The following is a 14,511-nucleotide window of genomic DNA, read 5'->3' on the forward strand; positions in this document are numbered from 1 at the left end:
GCATCGGGCGATGGATTTCCGCTACAACTCGACTTATGAGTGGGAAAACAGCCCCGGGCGCCGCCCTTCCGGCGGCCCTGCCCGGGCGCGATGCGCAGCGCATGAGGCAGGCCATGGCAGTGGGTGTGTTCGATTCCGGTCTTGGGGGGTTGACGGTGCTGGACGCCGTCGCACGGCGGCTGCCCGATGTGCCCTTCGTCTATTTCGGCGACAATGCCCATGCGCCCTACGGGGTGCGCGATGCCGAGGACGTATACCGGCTGACCACGGCGGGTGTGTCGCGGTTGTTCGAGGCGGGCTGCGATCTGGTGATCCTGGCCTGCAACACGGCCTCGGCCGCCGCGCTCCGGCGGATGCAGGAAAGCTGGGTGCCCAAGGACAAGCGCGTGCTGGGTGTCTTCGTGCCGTTGATCGAGGCGCTGACCGAACGGCAATGGGGCGACAATTCCCCCCCCCGCGAGGTGGCGGTCAAGCATGTGGCGCTGTTTGCCACGCCCGCGACGGTCGCCAGCCGCGCCTTTCAGCGGGAACTGGCCTTTCGCGCCATCGGCGTCGATGTCGAGGCGCAGCCCTGCGGCGGTGTGGTCGATGCGATCGAACAGGGCGACGAGATGCTGGCCGAGGCGCTGGTGCGCAGCCATGTCGAGGCGCTGAAGCGGCGGATGCCGCATCCCGAGGCCGCGATCCTGGGCTGCACGCATTATCCGCTGATGGAGCGCGCCTTTCAGGATGCGCTGGGCCCCGAGGTCCGGGTCTATTCGCAGGCGAATCTGGTGGCTGAAAGCCTGGCCGATTACCTGGGCCGTCATCCCGGGATGCTGGGGCCGGGCACCGAGTCGATGTTCCTGACCACGGGCGATCCGGCGACGGTGTCGAACAAGGCCACGCAATTCCTGCGCCGCCGCATCGAATTTCGCGCCGCGTGATTGCGGGCGCGGCCCGTCGCGTCTAGAACCCCAACCGACACCAGCGCGGAGCGCAATATGACCCATTCCGTCGCCATCCTGGGCGCCTCGGGCTATACCGGGGCTGAGCTTGTCCGGCTGATCGCCACCCATCCCGGCATGCGGATCGTCGCGCTGTCGGGCGAGCGCAAGGCGGGCCAGCCGATGGCGGCCGTGTTCCCGCATCTGCGCCATCTGGACCTGCCCGATCTGGTGCGGATCGAGGAAATCGACTTCTCGGCGGTCGATCTGTGCTTTTGCGCGCTGCCCCATGCCACCAGCCAGGAAGTGATCCGCGAGCTGCCGCGTAGCCTCAAGATCGTGGACCTGTCGGCGGATTTCCGGCTGCGCGATCCGGCGGATTACGAGAAATGGTACGGCAAGCCCCACGCTGCGCCCGAATTGCAGGCCGAGGCGGTCTATGGGCTGACCGAGTTCTATCGCGACGAGATCCGCGCCGCCCGGCTGGTTGCGGGCACGGGATGCAACGCGGCGGCCGGGCAATACGCGATCCGGCCCCTGATCGAGGCGGGGGTGATCGACCTGGACGACATCGCCATCGACCTGAAGGCGGGGGTTTCGGGGGCGGGCAGGGCGCTGAAGGAGAACCTGCTGCATGCCGAACTGTCCGAAGGCTTTCACGCCTATGCGGTCGGCGGCACCCATCGCCATCTGGGCGAGTTCGATCAGGAATTCAGCAAGGCGGCAGGCCGCCGGGTCGAGGTGCAGTTCACGCCGCACCTGATTCCCGCGAACCGGGGGATTCTGACGACCTGCTGGCTGAAAGGTGATCCGCAGGCGATCCATTCGGCCTTGGCAACGGCCTATGAAGATGAGACGTTCCTTCAGGTTTTGCCATTCGGCGAGCATCCCTCGACCCGCCATGTGCGCGGCTCGAACTTCGTCCATCTGGGCGTTGTGGGGGACAGGCGACCGGGCAGGGCGTTGGTGTTTGCCGCGCTCGACAACCTGACCAAGGGCTCGTCGGGGCAGGCGCTGCAGAACGCCAACCTGATGCTGGGGATCGCGGAGGAAACGGGGCTGATGCTGGCGCCCTGCTTCCCCTGACGGAGAGGGACGATGCGCGGACTGAAGAAGAGACGGCGGATACAGATCATCCTGGTGGCCTTTGTGGCGCTGGGGATTTCCACGGCGCTGATCGGCTATGCCATGAAGGACGGGATCAACTTCTTCCGTTCGCCCAGCCAGATTATGGCGCAGCCGCCCGAACCGACCGAGGTGTTCCGCATCGGCGGGCTGGTCGAGGAAGGCAGCCTGGAACGCGGGCAGGGCGAGACGATCCGCTTCAACGTCACCGATGGCGGCGCGGTGGTGCCGGTGACCTATACCGGCGTGCTGCCCGACCTGTTTGCCGAGAACCAGGGCATGGTGGGCACCGGGCGGCTGATCGACGGGGTGTTCGTGGCCCATGAGATCCTGGCCAAGCATGACGAAAGCTACATGCCGCGCGAGGTTGTCGACGCGCTGAAGGAACAGGGCGTCTACCGCCATACCGAGGGCGACACCTGACGCCCGCACCCGGCCGCGTTGCACCAGCGCACGGTGGTCTCGGGCCGCATTAACCCCGCTGACACAATATCCCCCCGCTTCGAACGTCGAACCGAGGGGACTCCATGCGCACCATCAAAGAGCTTGCCGAACAGATCGTCGCCCGGGAGGGCGGCTTCGTGAACGACCCCGACGATCCGGGCGGGGCCACCAAATACGGGGTGACGCTGGGCACGCTCAAGTCGCTGGGGATCGACAAGACCGGCGATGGCAGGATCACCGAGGCCGATGTGCGGGCGCTGACCCGCGAGGATGCGGTCGCGATCTTCATCGAGCATTACTTCCGGCGCCCGCGCATTCACACCCTGCCTGCGATCCTGCACCCGACGCTGTTTGACATGTATGTCAATGCCGGTGCGAATGCGGTCAAGATCCTGCAACGGTTGTTCAACGACATGGGCCAGCGGGTGTCGGTCGATGGCGTGATCGGGCCGCAGACCGCGCGCGCCGCCGAGATCGCCGCCGCCGCAGCCCCCGATCATATCGTGGACGCCTACGGCATCGCCCGGCGCAACTATTACTACGCGATTGCCGACAGCCGTCCCGCCAGCCGCAAATACGCCCGCCGCCGCGATGGCGGCAAGGGCGGCTGGATCGTCCGCGCCGAGGAATTCATCTCGGTCCGCTACCACCTGAGCGATGCCGAACACCGGGAAAGGACCGCGAAATGGCGCTGAAATTCGGACTGGCGAACGTGCTTTTCGGCGCAGGCCGCAATGTCATCACCGAAGCGGTCGAGGTCTTCCGCGTCAATGCCGAGGCGTCCGACCAGCGCGCGGCGGATCTTCAACGCGCCGCGCTGGAACAGTTCGGCCACGAGTTTGCCCATCCCCAGCGCAGTGCCTTCGACCGGCTGGTGGATGGCATGAACCGCCTGCCGCGGCCGTTCCTGGCGCTGGGGACGGTGTTCCTGCTGGTCTCCGCGATGGTCGATCCGGTCTGGTTCTCGTCGCGGATGCAGGGGATCGCATTGGTGCCCGAGCCGCTGTGGTGGCTTCTGGGTGCGATCATCAGCTTCTATTTCGGCTCGCGCTATCAGGCCAAGGGGCAGGAGTTCCAGCGCTCGATTGCCGAGACCATGGCGCGCACCCCGGCCGTTCTGGAAAACCTGCGCCTGCTGGACCAGCTTGACAAGACGACCAGCTCCACCGCCCCCGCCGCGCCGCAGTCGCAATCGGCGCCCGCTGCAAGCGCACCGCCCGCCGAGCCCCGGCCCGCGTCATCCGGTTCCTCACCGAACCCCGCGCTCGATGCCTGGAGGGCAAGGGAATGAGCCTCGCGCTTGCCGCCGATCTTTGCGTGCTGGCCGCGCTGGGTAGCCTAGCCGCCTTGTGGCAGCATGACCGGACCGAACCGCTTTGCCGCGAGCTGGTGATCGCGCTGGCCGGGGTCGGTCTGGTTGTGGCGCTGTTCTAGCGGGGCGGTCTGACGGATGGGATCGGCACGTCCCCCCCGTCCCCCGTTCCATCACCGCAACCGTCGCGCCGCACTGTCCCTTTCGGGGCGAATGGTCTCGTGGCGGGTGCGGCGGGCCCGGCGGATCGCCCGTCAGCCGCGCCGCCGCCGCCGGGGCCGGTCCGGCGCGTCGGAATCGCCGGTGCCATCCGACGAGGACGAGAACCCGCCCAGCTGCGTGGCGATTTCGTCAAGGCTGGGCCGTGGGCCGCGGGGATGGGTTTCCAGCGCGGCCCGCATGGCGCGCAGATGCTCGGGCGTGGTGCCGCAACAGCCGCCGATGATCCTTGCCCCGCAATCGCGTGCGAGCACTGCGTAATCGGCCATCAGTTCGGGCGTGCCGTCGTAATGGATATGCCCGTCATGGTATTTCGGGATGCCCGCATTGCCCTTGGCGATGAACGGCCGTTCCGATCCGGCTGCCGCGAAGCCCATCACCGTGCGCAGCAGATCCGATGCGCCGACGCCGCAATTCGCCCCGAAGGCGACCGGGCTCCAGCCAAGCCGCTCGACCAGATCCACCAGATCGGCCGAGGTCACGCCCATCATGGTCCGGCCCGCGGTGTCGAAGCTCATCGTGCCGCACCAGGGCATGCCGGCCAGCCGCGCGGCCTCGGCCGCGGCCTTGTATTCCTCGGGCGCGCTGATCGTCTCGACCCACAGGATATCGACCCCGCCCGCCTTGAGCGCCTCGGCCTGTTCGTGAAAGATCTCGACCGCCGTGGCATAGGAAAGCGGCCCCATCGGCTCCATGATCTCGCCGGTCGGCCCCATCGAGCCCGCGACGACGACCGTCCGGCCTGCGGCATCCGCCACCTCGCGCCCCAGTTCTGCGGCGACGCGGTTCAACTCGCCCACCCGCCCCTGTGCGTCATGCAGCTTCAGCCGCGCCGCATTGCCGCCGAAGGTATTCGTCAGGAAGATGTCCGATCCCGCCTCGACCGCGCCGCGGTAAAGCGCGCGGATCGCGTCGGGCCTGTCGGTGTTCCACAATTCCGGCGCGTCGCCCGAGGAAAGCCCCATGTTGAACAGGTTGGTGCCCGTGGCCCCGTCGGCCATCAACCAGTCGCGGGTTTCGAGCAGGCGGGACAGAGCATCTGTCATCGGTCACGTCCTTGTGAAACGGTGCGGCGGCCCGCAGAGGGGGCCGCCGGTCGCGATTGAAGCAGAAGCGCGCATCGGTCGACCGACACGCCCGCGCCTCAGCTTTCGGTCATGATCTGGTCCCGCGCGAGTGCCATCAGTTCGGCCATCTTGGCGCGGATCGTTTCCTCGTCGGCCTTGTCGCCCAGATCGCCGGCCAGCTTGCGATACACATCCTCGTCGCCGGGTTCCTCGAAATCGGCCTTGACCACCTGCTTGGCGTAGTCGAGCGCGTCGTCTTCCGACAGCCCCATCAACTCTGCCGCCCAGAGGCCCAGAAGCTTGTTGCGCCGGGCCTCGGCCCTGAACTGAAGTTCGGAGTCATGGGCGAACTTGTTCTCGAAGGCGTTCTCGCGTTCGTCGAAGGTGGTCATCGGGGTCTGGCCCTCCTGGGATTCCGCTTTCGACAGCCATTTAAGGGAAGAACGCCGCGATGCCTAGGGGCAGCCTGCCTTCGGGGCGCGGTTCTTCGTCCCTATGCGGACCGGCGCACGCTTTCGCGGCCCAACGCCGCCAGACCGCGCCGAAGTGCGGCATTCAGCGCGCGTTCGGTCAGCCCCGGCAACTGCCGCGCAAGGCCCGAGGCCACCGACGCCTCGACGCTGGCAAGCGTCGCGTCGCCCTTCTCGATCAGCGTCAGCAGGTATCCGGCCTGCACCTCGCCCGCCTGTCCGATCCAGCCGATGCAGGCGCAGGGCTCCAGCCTTGCGATCTGGGCGATCAACGTCAACCCGTGTGCATCGGTCCAGATCAGGACGCTGCCATGGGCCAGCGGGCCGATCTGCCTGACCCCGCGGATGGTGTCGTTCCAGGCGGGCCAGCGTTCGAAATCGGTAAGTGTGTGCCAGACCCGTTCACGACTGGCGGGGATAAGCTCGTGCGCGACGGTGCGCACGGGGGCTGCGTGGTCGATCACGAACCGGTCCATCGGTTTCCCTTCCGGCCCGCAGAAGGCCTGAGCAAGGCACACTCCAGCAACCTAGAGGCGACCGGATTTCTACCGGTGCGGGTGAATTTCTTCATGCGTCCGGCGCCGTCAAGGGATACCAAAGTCGCAGTTGTCCGCCATGCGGCCCGGACTGGGGGCGGATCCGGCCCGCTTGGCCGATCCGCGCCGCCTTGCGGCAGGGCTGTCCTTGCCCTAAAAGCGCAGCACAAGCGCGCGGGGCGTCCGTCTCCCGCGCCGTCCGGATTCGGAGTATCCATGGCAAGGCGCAAGAAGATCTACGAAGGCAAGGCGAAGATCCTGTACGAAGGCCCCGAGCCCGGAACGCTGGTACAGTATTTCAAGGATGACGCCACCGCCTTCAACGCCGAGAAGCATGACGTGATCGAGGGCAAGGGGGTGCTGAACAACCGTCTGTCCGAATTCTTCATGTCCGGGCTGAACGCGATCGGTGTGCCGACCCATTTCATCAAGCGGCTGAACATGCGCGAGCAGCTCATCCGTCAGGTCGAGATCATTCCGCTGGAAGTCGTCGTGCGCAACACCGCCGCCGGGTCGATGTCCAAGCGGCTCGGCATCGAGGAGGGCACGCCGCTGCCCCGTCCCATCGTCGAGTTCTACTTCAAGGACGATGCGCTGGGCGATCCGATGGTGACCGAGGAGCACATCATCGCCTTCGGTTGGGCCAGCCAGCAGGATCTGGACGACATGGTGGCACTGTCGCTTCGCGTGAACGACTTCCTGTCGGGCGTGATGATGGCGGTCGGCATCAAGCTGGTGGATTTCAAGATCGAGATCGGCCGGATCTGGGATGGCGACTTCATGCGCCTTGTCGTCGCCGACGAGATCAGCCCCGACAGCTGTCGGCTGTGGGATGTCAAGACCGGCCAGCATCTGGACAAGGACGTGTTCCGCCGCGACCTGGGCAGCCTGACGGATGCCTATTCCGAGGTCGCCCGGCGGCTGGGCGTGCTGCCCTCGAACGTCACCCACGCATCGAAGCCGACCCTCATCAATTGAAAGGGAAAGCGTGTCCGGCTTGTGTCATCACAAACCCGCCCCGGACATGACCCCACACGCGACGGCGCCCGCGGCAAGCACAGGCGCAAATGATCCGAACGGAAGGTCAGGGGGCGGCGGCGCCGCCCGCGCCCGCAACAGTTCAAGGCCCGCAGCAAGACAAGGAAGGACCACAGGATGAAGGCCCGCGTTCACGTGATGCTGAAGGATGGCGTTCTGGACCCGCAGGGGCAGGCCGTGGCCCATGCGCTGGGCACGCTGGGCTTTCAGGGTGTGGGCGAGGTGCGCCAGGGCAAGGTGATCGACCTGGAACTGGCCGAGACCGACCGCACCAGGGCCGAGGCACAGGTGCGCGAGATGTGCGAGAAGCTGCTGGCCAACACGGTGATCGAACGCTTCGACATCGAGATCGGCTGAGACCGGAGGGAATGCGATGAAAGCTGCCGTTCTGGTCTTTCCCGGTTCCAACTGCGACCGCGATCTGGCCGTGGCGTTCCGCAATGCGGGCGCCGAGGTCACGATGGTCTGGCACAAGGACAATGCGCTGCCCGCGGGTGTCGATGTCGTCGGCATCCCCGGCGGGTTTTCCTTCGGCGATTACCTGCGCTGCGGGGCCATTGCCGCGCGCTCGCCGATCACCCGGGCGGTGATCGAGCACACGCATCGCGGCGGCTATGCGCTGGGCATCTGCAACGGTTTTCAGGTGCTGACCGAGACCGGCATCCTGCCCGGTGCGCTGATGCGCAATGCGGGGCTGAAATTCATCTGCAAGCCCGTCGATCTGACGGTCGAAACCGCCGACAGCGCCTTTACCGCCTGCTATGCCAAAGGGCAGCGGATCAGCATTCCGATCGCCCATCACGATGGCAATTATGTCGCCGATGCCGACCTTGTGGCGCGGCTGCGCGACGAGGACCGCATCGCCTTCAGCTATGCCGAAAATCCCAACGGTTCGACCGCCGGGATTGCCGGGATCCTGTCGGAAAACCGCCGGGTGCTGGGGCTGATGCCGCACCCCGAACGCGCCGCCGAGCCCGCCCATGGCGGCACCGACGGGGCGGCGCTTTTCCGCTCGCTGATCGGCGCGCTTGCGCTGGCCTGAACGGGCCGCGCTTGAGCCTGCACGCGCCAGGGCGTAACCTGTAGCGATGCTGGGTTATTTCCGCCAGGCCAGGATCGTCCGCCCCTATGGCGCGGGGGGATGGGGCAAGCGCATCGCGCTTCTCCTGCTGGTGGCGGTTGCCGTCGCGACGGTCTGGGTCACCAATACCTGGCTGACCGAACGCTTTACCGAGAACACCCGCAACCGCGCGCAGGTCCGGCTGGCGCTTTACTCGGGCAGCGTGGTCAGCGAATTGCAGCGTGCCTCGGTGGTGCCGCTGTTGCTGTCGCGCGATCCGATGCTGATCCAGGCGCTCGACAGCGGCGATTTCTCGCAAAGCTCGCAGCGGCTGATCTCCTATGTGGACGAGATCGGCGCGGCCTCGCTGATGCTGCTGGACAATACCGGCCGGGTGGTGGCGGCGACGGATCGCGCCCAGATCGGCAGCAACCTGCGCAGCGCCCCCTTCTTCGTCGAGGCGCAGCGCTCGAACGAGACGGTGTTCATCACCTCGCGCACCGAGGCGGGGGGCTTTGCCTTTACCTATTCGCGTGCGGTCACGGCCGACCGCCGCAGAGCCGGCGTGATCGTGGTGGGCGTCGATCTGGCCAAGTTCGAGAAAAGCTGGGCGGGCATCGCGGATGCGATCATCGTCACCGACAGCGAGGGCAACATCATCCTGTCGACCGAACCGCGCTGGCGCGGTCGCACCGTGGACGAGGCGCTGGCGGTACGCTCGCCACCCTCGGCGATCCGGCGCGCGTTGCAGGCGACGGCCGATTGGGGCGCGCTGCCGCCCGATGCCTATCTGATGGGCGAGGCGGTGATGCGCAACGAGGCGCGCATCCCGTTTCGTGGCTGGCGGATCGTGTCCTTCACGACCTATGTCTCGGTGCGCGAGCGGGTGAACGCGGTTCTTGCGCTCGAGATCATGGGTTTTGCGATCCTTCTGGCGGGCACCTTCTACCTGATGTCGCGCCGCGCCCATCTGCGCTCGCGTGTGTTCCAGCGCGAGACCGCCGAACTGCGCGAACTGAACGCCCGGCTGCAACGCGAGATCGCAGAGCGCGAGCGTGCAGAGAAGAACCTTGAGGTGGTCGAGCAGACGCTTGCGCAAAGCTCCAAGCTGGCCGCGCTGGGCGAGATGTCGGCCGCGGTCAGCCACGAGTTGAACCAGCCGCTGGCCGCGATGAAGACCTATCTGGCAGGCGCTCGGCTTCTGGTGCAGCGCAAGCGGCCCGACGAGGCGCTGTCCTCGTTCCAGCGCATCGATGACCTGATCGAGCGGATGGGCGCGATCACGCGGCAGTTGAAAAGCTATGCCCGCAAGGGCGGCGATGCGTTCGAGCCGCTGGACGTGCGATCATGCATCTCGGGGGCGCTGTCGATGATGGAACCCCAGCTCAAGACCCGCCGTGTCACGATCACCCGGACCATGCCGCGCCAGCCGGTGATGGTGATGGCCGACCGGGTGCGGCTGGAGCAGGTCATCATCAACCTGTTGCGCAACGCGCTGGACGCCACGCGCGAGACGCCCGAGCCGCAGGTCGATGTCATCCTTTCGGCGGGCGAGACGGCGACGCTGACGGTGCGCGACAACGGCCATGGCATCGAGGATCCGGACCGGCTGTTCGAGCCCTTCTACACCACCAAGCAGCCCGGCGACGGCGTCGGGCTGGGTCTTGCGATCTCGTCGGGGATCGTGAACGATCTGGGCGGGCGGCTGACGGCGCGCAACGGGCACGAGGGCGGGGCTGTATTCGAGGTTCAGCTTCCCATATTGAGCCAGGACATGGAAGCCGCAGAGTAATCAGGACGGAAGCCTCAGGCCATGAAGATCGCGATTGTCGACGACGAACAGGATATGCGCCAGTCGATCAGCCAGTGGCTGGCGCTGTCGGGTTTCGAAACCGCCACCTTCGCCCGGGCCGAGGATGCGCTGAAGGAGATCGGCCCCGATTTCGCGGGCGTCGTCGTGACCGACATCAAGATGCCGGGCATGGACGGGATATCCTTCCTGAAAAAGCTGATGAGCCTCGACTCCACGCTGCCCGTCATCATGATCACCGGCCATGGCGACGTGCCGATGGCGGTCGAGGCGATGCGGATCGGTGCCTATGACTTCATGGAAAAGCCGTTCAACCCCGACCGCATGACCGAACTGGCCAAGCGCGCCAGCCAGGCGCGGCGGCTGACGCTGGACAGCCGCGCGCTGCGCCGCGAACTGGGCGATGGCACGGTTCTGGTCAAGAAGCTGATGGGCTCCTCCCCTGTGATGGAGCGGCTGCGCGAGGACATTCTCGATCTGGGCCAGGCGGACGGCCATGTGCTGATCGACGGCGAAACCGGCACCGGCAAGACGCTAGTGGCGCATGCGCTGCACGCGGTCGGCCCGCGCGCGGGCAAGAAATTCGTGCAGATCGCCTGTTCGGCCTGCGATGCCGACGCGCTGTCGGCGCGGCTGTTCGGCCCCGTCGATGAGGGCGGGGCGCTTCCGGCGGTCGAGGAGGCACGCGGTGGCACGCTCTGCCTCGAGGATGTCGAGGCGCTGTCGCCCGCGCTTCAGGCCCGGCTTCTGACCTTCATCAACGATCAGGGCAGTCCGGCAGAGACCCGCATCATCGCGGTGTCGAACCTTCAGGAACAGGACAAGACCGTCGAGGACATGCTGCGCCCCGACCTGTTCTACCGGCTTGCGGCGATGCGGATCACCCTGCCGCCCCTGCGCAACCGCGGCGAGGATATCCTGACCCTGTTCAACCGGCTGTCCGAGCAGTTCGCCGAGGAATATGGCTGCGACGCGCCCGAGGTCAGCGCGCAGGAAGCCGCGCAACTGATGCAGGCGCCTTGGCCCGGCAATATCCGCCAGCTCATCAACATTTCCGAACGCGCGGTGCTGCAAAGCCGGCGCGGCTCTGGCACGATCGCCAGCCTTCTGATGGCCGATAACGAGGCGACGCGGCCGGTGATGACGACCGAGGGCAAGCCGCTCAAGGAATATGTCGAGGCGTTCGAGCGGATGCTGATCGACAACACGATGCGCCGCCACAAGGGCTCGATCTCGGGCGTGATGGAAGAACTGTGCCTGCCCCGGCGCACGCTGAACGAGAAGATGGCCAAGTACGGGCTCAGCCGGTCCGACTATCTCTAGGCTGGAATGCGACGGAAAAAGGCATTGTGTTTGCCTGCCCAGTGCCGATAATGTCGCGATGCGGCGGACTGTCCCGCGGGACGCGCCGCCGCACCTGATGAGTTTCGCTGTCTTTCGCGCGTCCCGCGGCGACATGTCCCGGACCAGCACGAAACAGACCGATAGGGTTCCGCAAGGACCCACCGCATCCCCGGGGCCCCACAGGCCACCGGGTACCACCAACGGATGCCGCGCCCCCATGCGGCATCGGAGAAGAACCGCGATGGAGCGCGCCGCACAATTCAGGCACGGGACGGGCAGGCCAGATGCCGCCCGCCGTCCGGCCGCGCGCGCCCAAGCCCCAACAAGACACCCACCGCACCGTCTGGCCCCACCGGGGACAGGCGGTCCGCCGTGGTGCAAAGAATTGACATGGCAAAGAAAATGCTCATCGACGCCACCCATGCGGAAGAAACCCGCGTGGTCGTGGTGGACGGAAACCGGGTTGACGATTTCGACTTCGAAAGCGTCAACAAACGCCAGCTTGCAGGCAATATCTATCTAGCGAAAGTCACCCGCGTCGAGCCCTCGCTTCAGGCGGCGTTCGTCGATTACGGCGGCAATCGCCACGGCTTCCTAGCCTTCTCGGAGATCCATCCGGATTACTACCAGATCCCGGTTGCCGACCGCGAGGCGCTGCTGGCCGAGGAACGCGCGCTCGCCGAGGAGATGGACGAGGACGAGGGCGAAAAGCCCCGCTCCAAGCGGCGCACCCGTTCGCGCCGCGCCCCCAAGGACGAGACGCCCGAGGCCGAGATCGGCGCCGACGCGCAACCGGAGGGTGATTCGGCCGACGCCGCGCCCGAGGCTGATGCCGACGCTGCGCCCGAGGCCGATGCAGACGAACCCCCGCCGCCCGCCACGATGGCCGCAGCGGCCAGCAGCGACGATCCGGTTGAAACCCGCGAGCCTGCCTCGATCCCGGGAATGGATGTCGTCGATCTGGGCGAGGACGAGGCCGCGGACGCGGTGGTGCCGCTTGAGGATGACGCCGATCAGGCCAAGTCCCGCCGGTCGAGCCGCCGTCGTCGCAAGCCCGCGCGCAAACCGGGCGAGGCGGACTCCGGCGCCGAGGCCGAACCCGCATCCGAGGAGGACGCGCCCGCCGATGCTGCCGAGCGCGACGACCAGATCGAGTCGATCGCCGACGAGGACGTGACCGAGGAGATCCGCCGTCCCAAGCCGCGCCTGCGACGCTACAAGATCCAGGAGGTCATCAAGGTCCGGCAGATCATGCTGGTCCAGGTGGTCAAGGAAGAGCGCGGCAACAAGGGTGCTGCGCTGACCACATATCTCAGCCTTGCCGGCCGCTATTGCGTCCTGATGCCCAACACCGCCCGCGGCGGCGGCATCAGCCGCAAGATCACGCAGGCCGCGGATCGCAAGAAACTCAAGGAGATCGCGGGCGAACTTGAGGTGCCCGAAGGCGCCGGTCTGATCATCCGGACGGCGGGCGCCCAGCGCACCAAGTCCGAGATCAAGCGCGATTACGAGTATCTGCAACGGCTGTGGGAACAGATCCGCGAGCTGACGCTGAAATCCATCGCTCCCGCGCCGATCTACGAGGAAGGCGACCTGATCAAGCGCTCGATCCGCGATCTCTATTCGCGAGAGATCGACGAGGTGCTGGTCGAGGGCGAGCGCGGCTATCGCGTGGCCAAGGACTTCATGAAGATGATCATGCCGTCCCACGCCAAGAACGTGCGCCATTACACCGAGCAGATGCCGCTTTTCGCGCGCTTCCAGGTGGAAAGCTACCTGTCTTCGATGTTCAACCCGACGGTCCAGTTGAAATCGGGCGGCTATATCGTGATCGGGGTGACCGAGGCGCTGGTGGCGATCGACGTGAACTCGGGCCGGGCGACGAAAGAGGGCTCGATCGAGGAAACCGCGCTCAAGACCAATCTCGAGGCCGCCGAGGAAGTGGCGCGGCAACTGCGTCTGCGCGACCTTGCCGGGCTGATCGTCATCGACTTCATCGACATGGAAGAGCGCAAGAACAACGCCGCCGTCGAGAAGCGCCTGAAGGACAAGCTGAAAAACGACCGCGCCCGGATTCAGGTCGGCCGGATCTCGGGCTTTGGCCTCTTGGAAATGAGCCGCCAGCGCCTGCGCCCCGGCATGATCGAGGCCACGACGCAGCCTTGCCCGCATTGCCACGGCACGGGTCTTATCCGCTCTGACGACAATCTGGCGCTGGCGATCCTGCGCCAGCTTGAGGAGGAGGGTGTGCGCGCCCGCTCGCGCGAGGTGCTGCTGAAGGCACCGGTCAGCGTCGTCAACTATCTGATGAACCAGAAGCGCGAGCATATCGCGCAGATCGAGGCGCGCTATGGTCTGTCGGTGCGGGTCGAGGCCGATCCGTTCCTGATCTCGCCCGATTTCTCGATCGAGCGGTTCAAGACCGCGACCCGGGCCGTGCCCGAGGTCAGCGCGCCGGTGATTTCGGTCGATACCTCTGACATGCCCGATCTGGCCGAGGAGGCCGAAGCGCCCGAACCCGAGGTCGCAGCTGCGCCCCCGGCTGCCGCAACCGCAGGCGACGAGGACAAGCCCAAGAAGCGCCGCCGCCGCCGCCGCCGCAAGAAACCCGGTCAGACCGGCGAGCAGGGCGAGACCCGCTTTGCCGAGGATGGCGGAGACGAGGACGAGGGTGACGAGGCGTTCGAGCCGGGCGAAGAACCGCTGGCCGAGCCCGACGAAGCCGAGGCCGAACCGGCAGCCGAGGCGCCCGCCCCGAAAAAGACCCGCAGCCGCCGCTCGCGCGGATCGAAAGCCGCCAAGGCCGAAGCCGAAAGCGCGCCCGAAGTCGCCGAAGTGTCGGCCGAGACCGAAAGTACCCCTGAGGCGGCTGAGGTGTCGGCAGAGCCGGAAAGCGCGCCCGAAGCCGTTGAGGCACCGGCCGAGCCAGAGCCTTTGCCCGTGGTAGAGGCCGAGCCCGAAGCCGAGGCCGCGCCCCAGCCGGAGCCCGAGAAGGAACCCGAGCCGGTTGCCGCCGACACTTCCGGCGATCACGCCGCCAGCGACGCGGACGCCCCGGCCGGCCGCAAGCGGGGATGGTGGTCGCTCGGCCGCTAGGACCGACACAGCCCGGCCTCTGCCTCGGGGACCGGGCGCTTCCTTTCGGGAACAGACGGTGCAG

General features: G+C 66.7%; 15 protein-coding genes. 12 read left to right on the forward strand and 3 right to left on the reverse strand.

What is annotated here, in order from left to right:
• The first annotated feature begins 113 nt into the window (after positions 1 to 113).
• The 6 genes from GH815_RS08920 (at position 114) to GH815_RS08945 (ending at position 3,929) form a co-directional block, all read left to right on the forward strand.
• Positions 114 to 926: a glutamate racemase gene (locus GH815_RS08920; protein WP_153748425.1), complete on the forward strand. Its 813-nt coding sequence runs from the start codon at positions 114 to 116 to the stop codon at positions 924 to 926.
• 57 nt (positions 927 to 983) lie between these two features.
• Positions 984 to 2,012 (forward strand): N-acetyl-gamma-glutamyl-phosphate reductase, encoded by a 1,029-nt coding sequence (gene argC / locus GH815_RS08925; protein WP_153748426.1) that lies wholly within the window; start codon positions 984 to 986, stop codon positions 2,010 to 2,012.
• Positions 2,013 to 2,024: 12 nt separating this feature from the next.
• On the forward strand, positions 2,025 to 2,474 hold the full coding sequence (gene ccmE, locus GH815_RS08930; protein WP_153748427.1) for a cytochrome c maturation protein CcmE: 450 nt from the start codon (positions 2,025 to 2,027) through the stop codon (positions 2,472 to 2,474).
• A gap of 104 nt (positions 2,475 to 2,578) precedes the next feature.
• Entirely contained in the window at positions 2,579 to 3,190 is a 612-nt protein-coding gene (locus GH815_RS08935; protein ID WP_153748428.1) for a holin-associated N-acetylmuramidase, read from the forward strand.
• Positions 3,181 to 3,786 (forward strand): holin family protein, encoded by a 606-nt coding sequence (locus tag GH815_RS08940; RefSeq protein WP_153748429.1) that lies wholly within the window; start codon positions 3,181 to 3,183, stop codon positions 3,784 to 3,786. The genes GH815_RS08935 and GH815_RS08940 overlap by 10 nt, the downstream gene beginning before the upstream one ends.
• Positions 3,783 to 3,929: a hypothetical protein gene (locus GH815_RS08945; RefSeq protein ID WP_153748430.1), complete on the forward strand. Its 147-nt coding sequence runs from the start codon at positions 3,783 to 3,785 to the stop codon at positions 3,927 to 3,929. The genes GH815_RS08940 and GH815_RS08945 overlap by 4 nt, the downstream gene beginning before the upstream one ends.
• A gap of 132 nt (positions 3,930 to 4,061) precedes the next feature.
• Here the strand turns inward: GH815_RS08945 and bmt are convergent, their stop codons facing one another.
• The 3 genes from bmt to GH815_RS08960 all read right to left on the reverse strand — a co-directional run bounded on the left by bmt (position 4,062) and on the right by GH815_RS08960 (position 6,039).
• Positions 4,062 to 5,072: a betaine--homocysteine S-methyltransferase gene (gene bmt, locus GH815_RS08950; RefSeq protein WP_153748431.1), complete on the reverse strand. Its 1,011-nt coding sequence runs from the start codon at positions 5,070 to 5,072 to the stop codon at positions 4,062 to 4,064.
• 98 nt (positions 5,073 to 5,170) lie between these two features.
• Positions 5,171 to 5,485, reverse strand: a complete 315-nt coding sequence (locus GH815_RS08955; RefSeq protein ID WP_153748432.1) for a DUF1476 domain-containing protein — start codon at positions 5,483 to 5,485, stop codon at positions 5,171 to 5,173.
• A gap of 101 nt (positions 5,486 to 5,586) precedes the next feature.
• Positions 5,587 to 6,039: an SRPBCC family protein gene (locus GH815_RS08960; RefSeq protein WP_153748433.1), complete on the reverse strand. Its 453-nt coding sequence runs from the start codon at positions 6,037 to 6,039 to the stop codon at positions 5,587 to 5,589.
• A gap of 276 nt (positions 6,040 to 6,315) precedes the next feature.
• On the opposite strand from GH815_RS08960, the gene purC reads away from it, so the two are divergent.
• The 6 genes from purC (at position 6,316) to GH815_RS08990 (ending at position 14,447) form a co-directional block, all read left to right on the forward strand.
• A complete protein-coding gene (gene purC / locus GH815_RS08965; protein ID WP_153748434.1) occupies positions 6,316 to 7,077 on the forward strand; it encodes a phosphoribosylaminoimidazolesuccinocarboxamide synthase in 762 nt (253 codons plus the stop codon).
• Positions 7,078 to 7,254: 177 nt separating this feature from the next.
• Positions 7,255 to 7,494: a phosphoribosylformylglycinamidine synthase subunit PurS gene (gene purS, locus GH815_RS08970; protein WP_153748435.1), complete on the forward strand. Its 240-nt coding sequence runs from the start codon at positions 7,255 to 7,257 to the stop codon at positions 7,492 to 7,494.
• A gap of 16 nt (positions 7,495 to 7,510) precedes the next feature.
• Positions 7,511 to 8,179 (forward strand): phosphoribosylformylglycinamidine synthase subunit PurQ, encoded by a 669-nt coding sequence (gene purQ / locus GH815_RS08975; RefSeq protein ID WP_153748436.1) that lies wholly within the window; start codon positions 7,511 to 7,513, stop codon positions 8,177 to 8,179.
• A 46-nt stretch (positions 8,180 to 8,225) separates the two neighbouring features.
• Positions 8,226 to 9,989 carry a sensor histidine kinase gene (locus tag GH815_RS08980; RefSeq protein WP_153748437.1) on the forward strand — a complete coding sequence of 588 codons (1,764 nt, stop codon included), beginning with the start codon at positions 8,226 to 8,228 and terminating at the stop codon, positions 9,987 to 9,989.
• Positions 9,990 to 10,010: 21 nt separating this feature from the next.
• Positions 10,011 to 11,330, forward strand: coding sequence for a sigma-54-dependent transcriptional regulator (locus GH815_RS08985; protein WP_153748438.1), 1,320 nt, complete (start codon positions 10,011 to 10,013; stop codon positions 11,328 to 11,330).
• A 411-nt stretch (positions 11,331 to 11,741) separates the two neighbouring features.
• Positions 11,742 to 14,447: an Rne/Rng family ribonuclease gene (locus GH815_RS08990; protein WP_153748439.1), complete on the forward strand. Its 2,706-nt coding sequence runs from the start codon at positions 11,742 to 11,744 to the stop codon at positions 14,445 to 14,447.
• Positions 14,448 to 14,511 lie beyond the last annotated feature (64 nt).

This window comes from Rhodovulum strictum (assembly GCF_009649175.1).
Taxonomy (GTDB): domain Bacteria; phylum Pseudomonadota; class Alphaproteobacteria; order Rhodobacterales; family Rhodobacteraceae; genus Rhodovulum; species Rhodovulum strictum.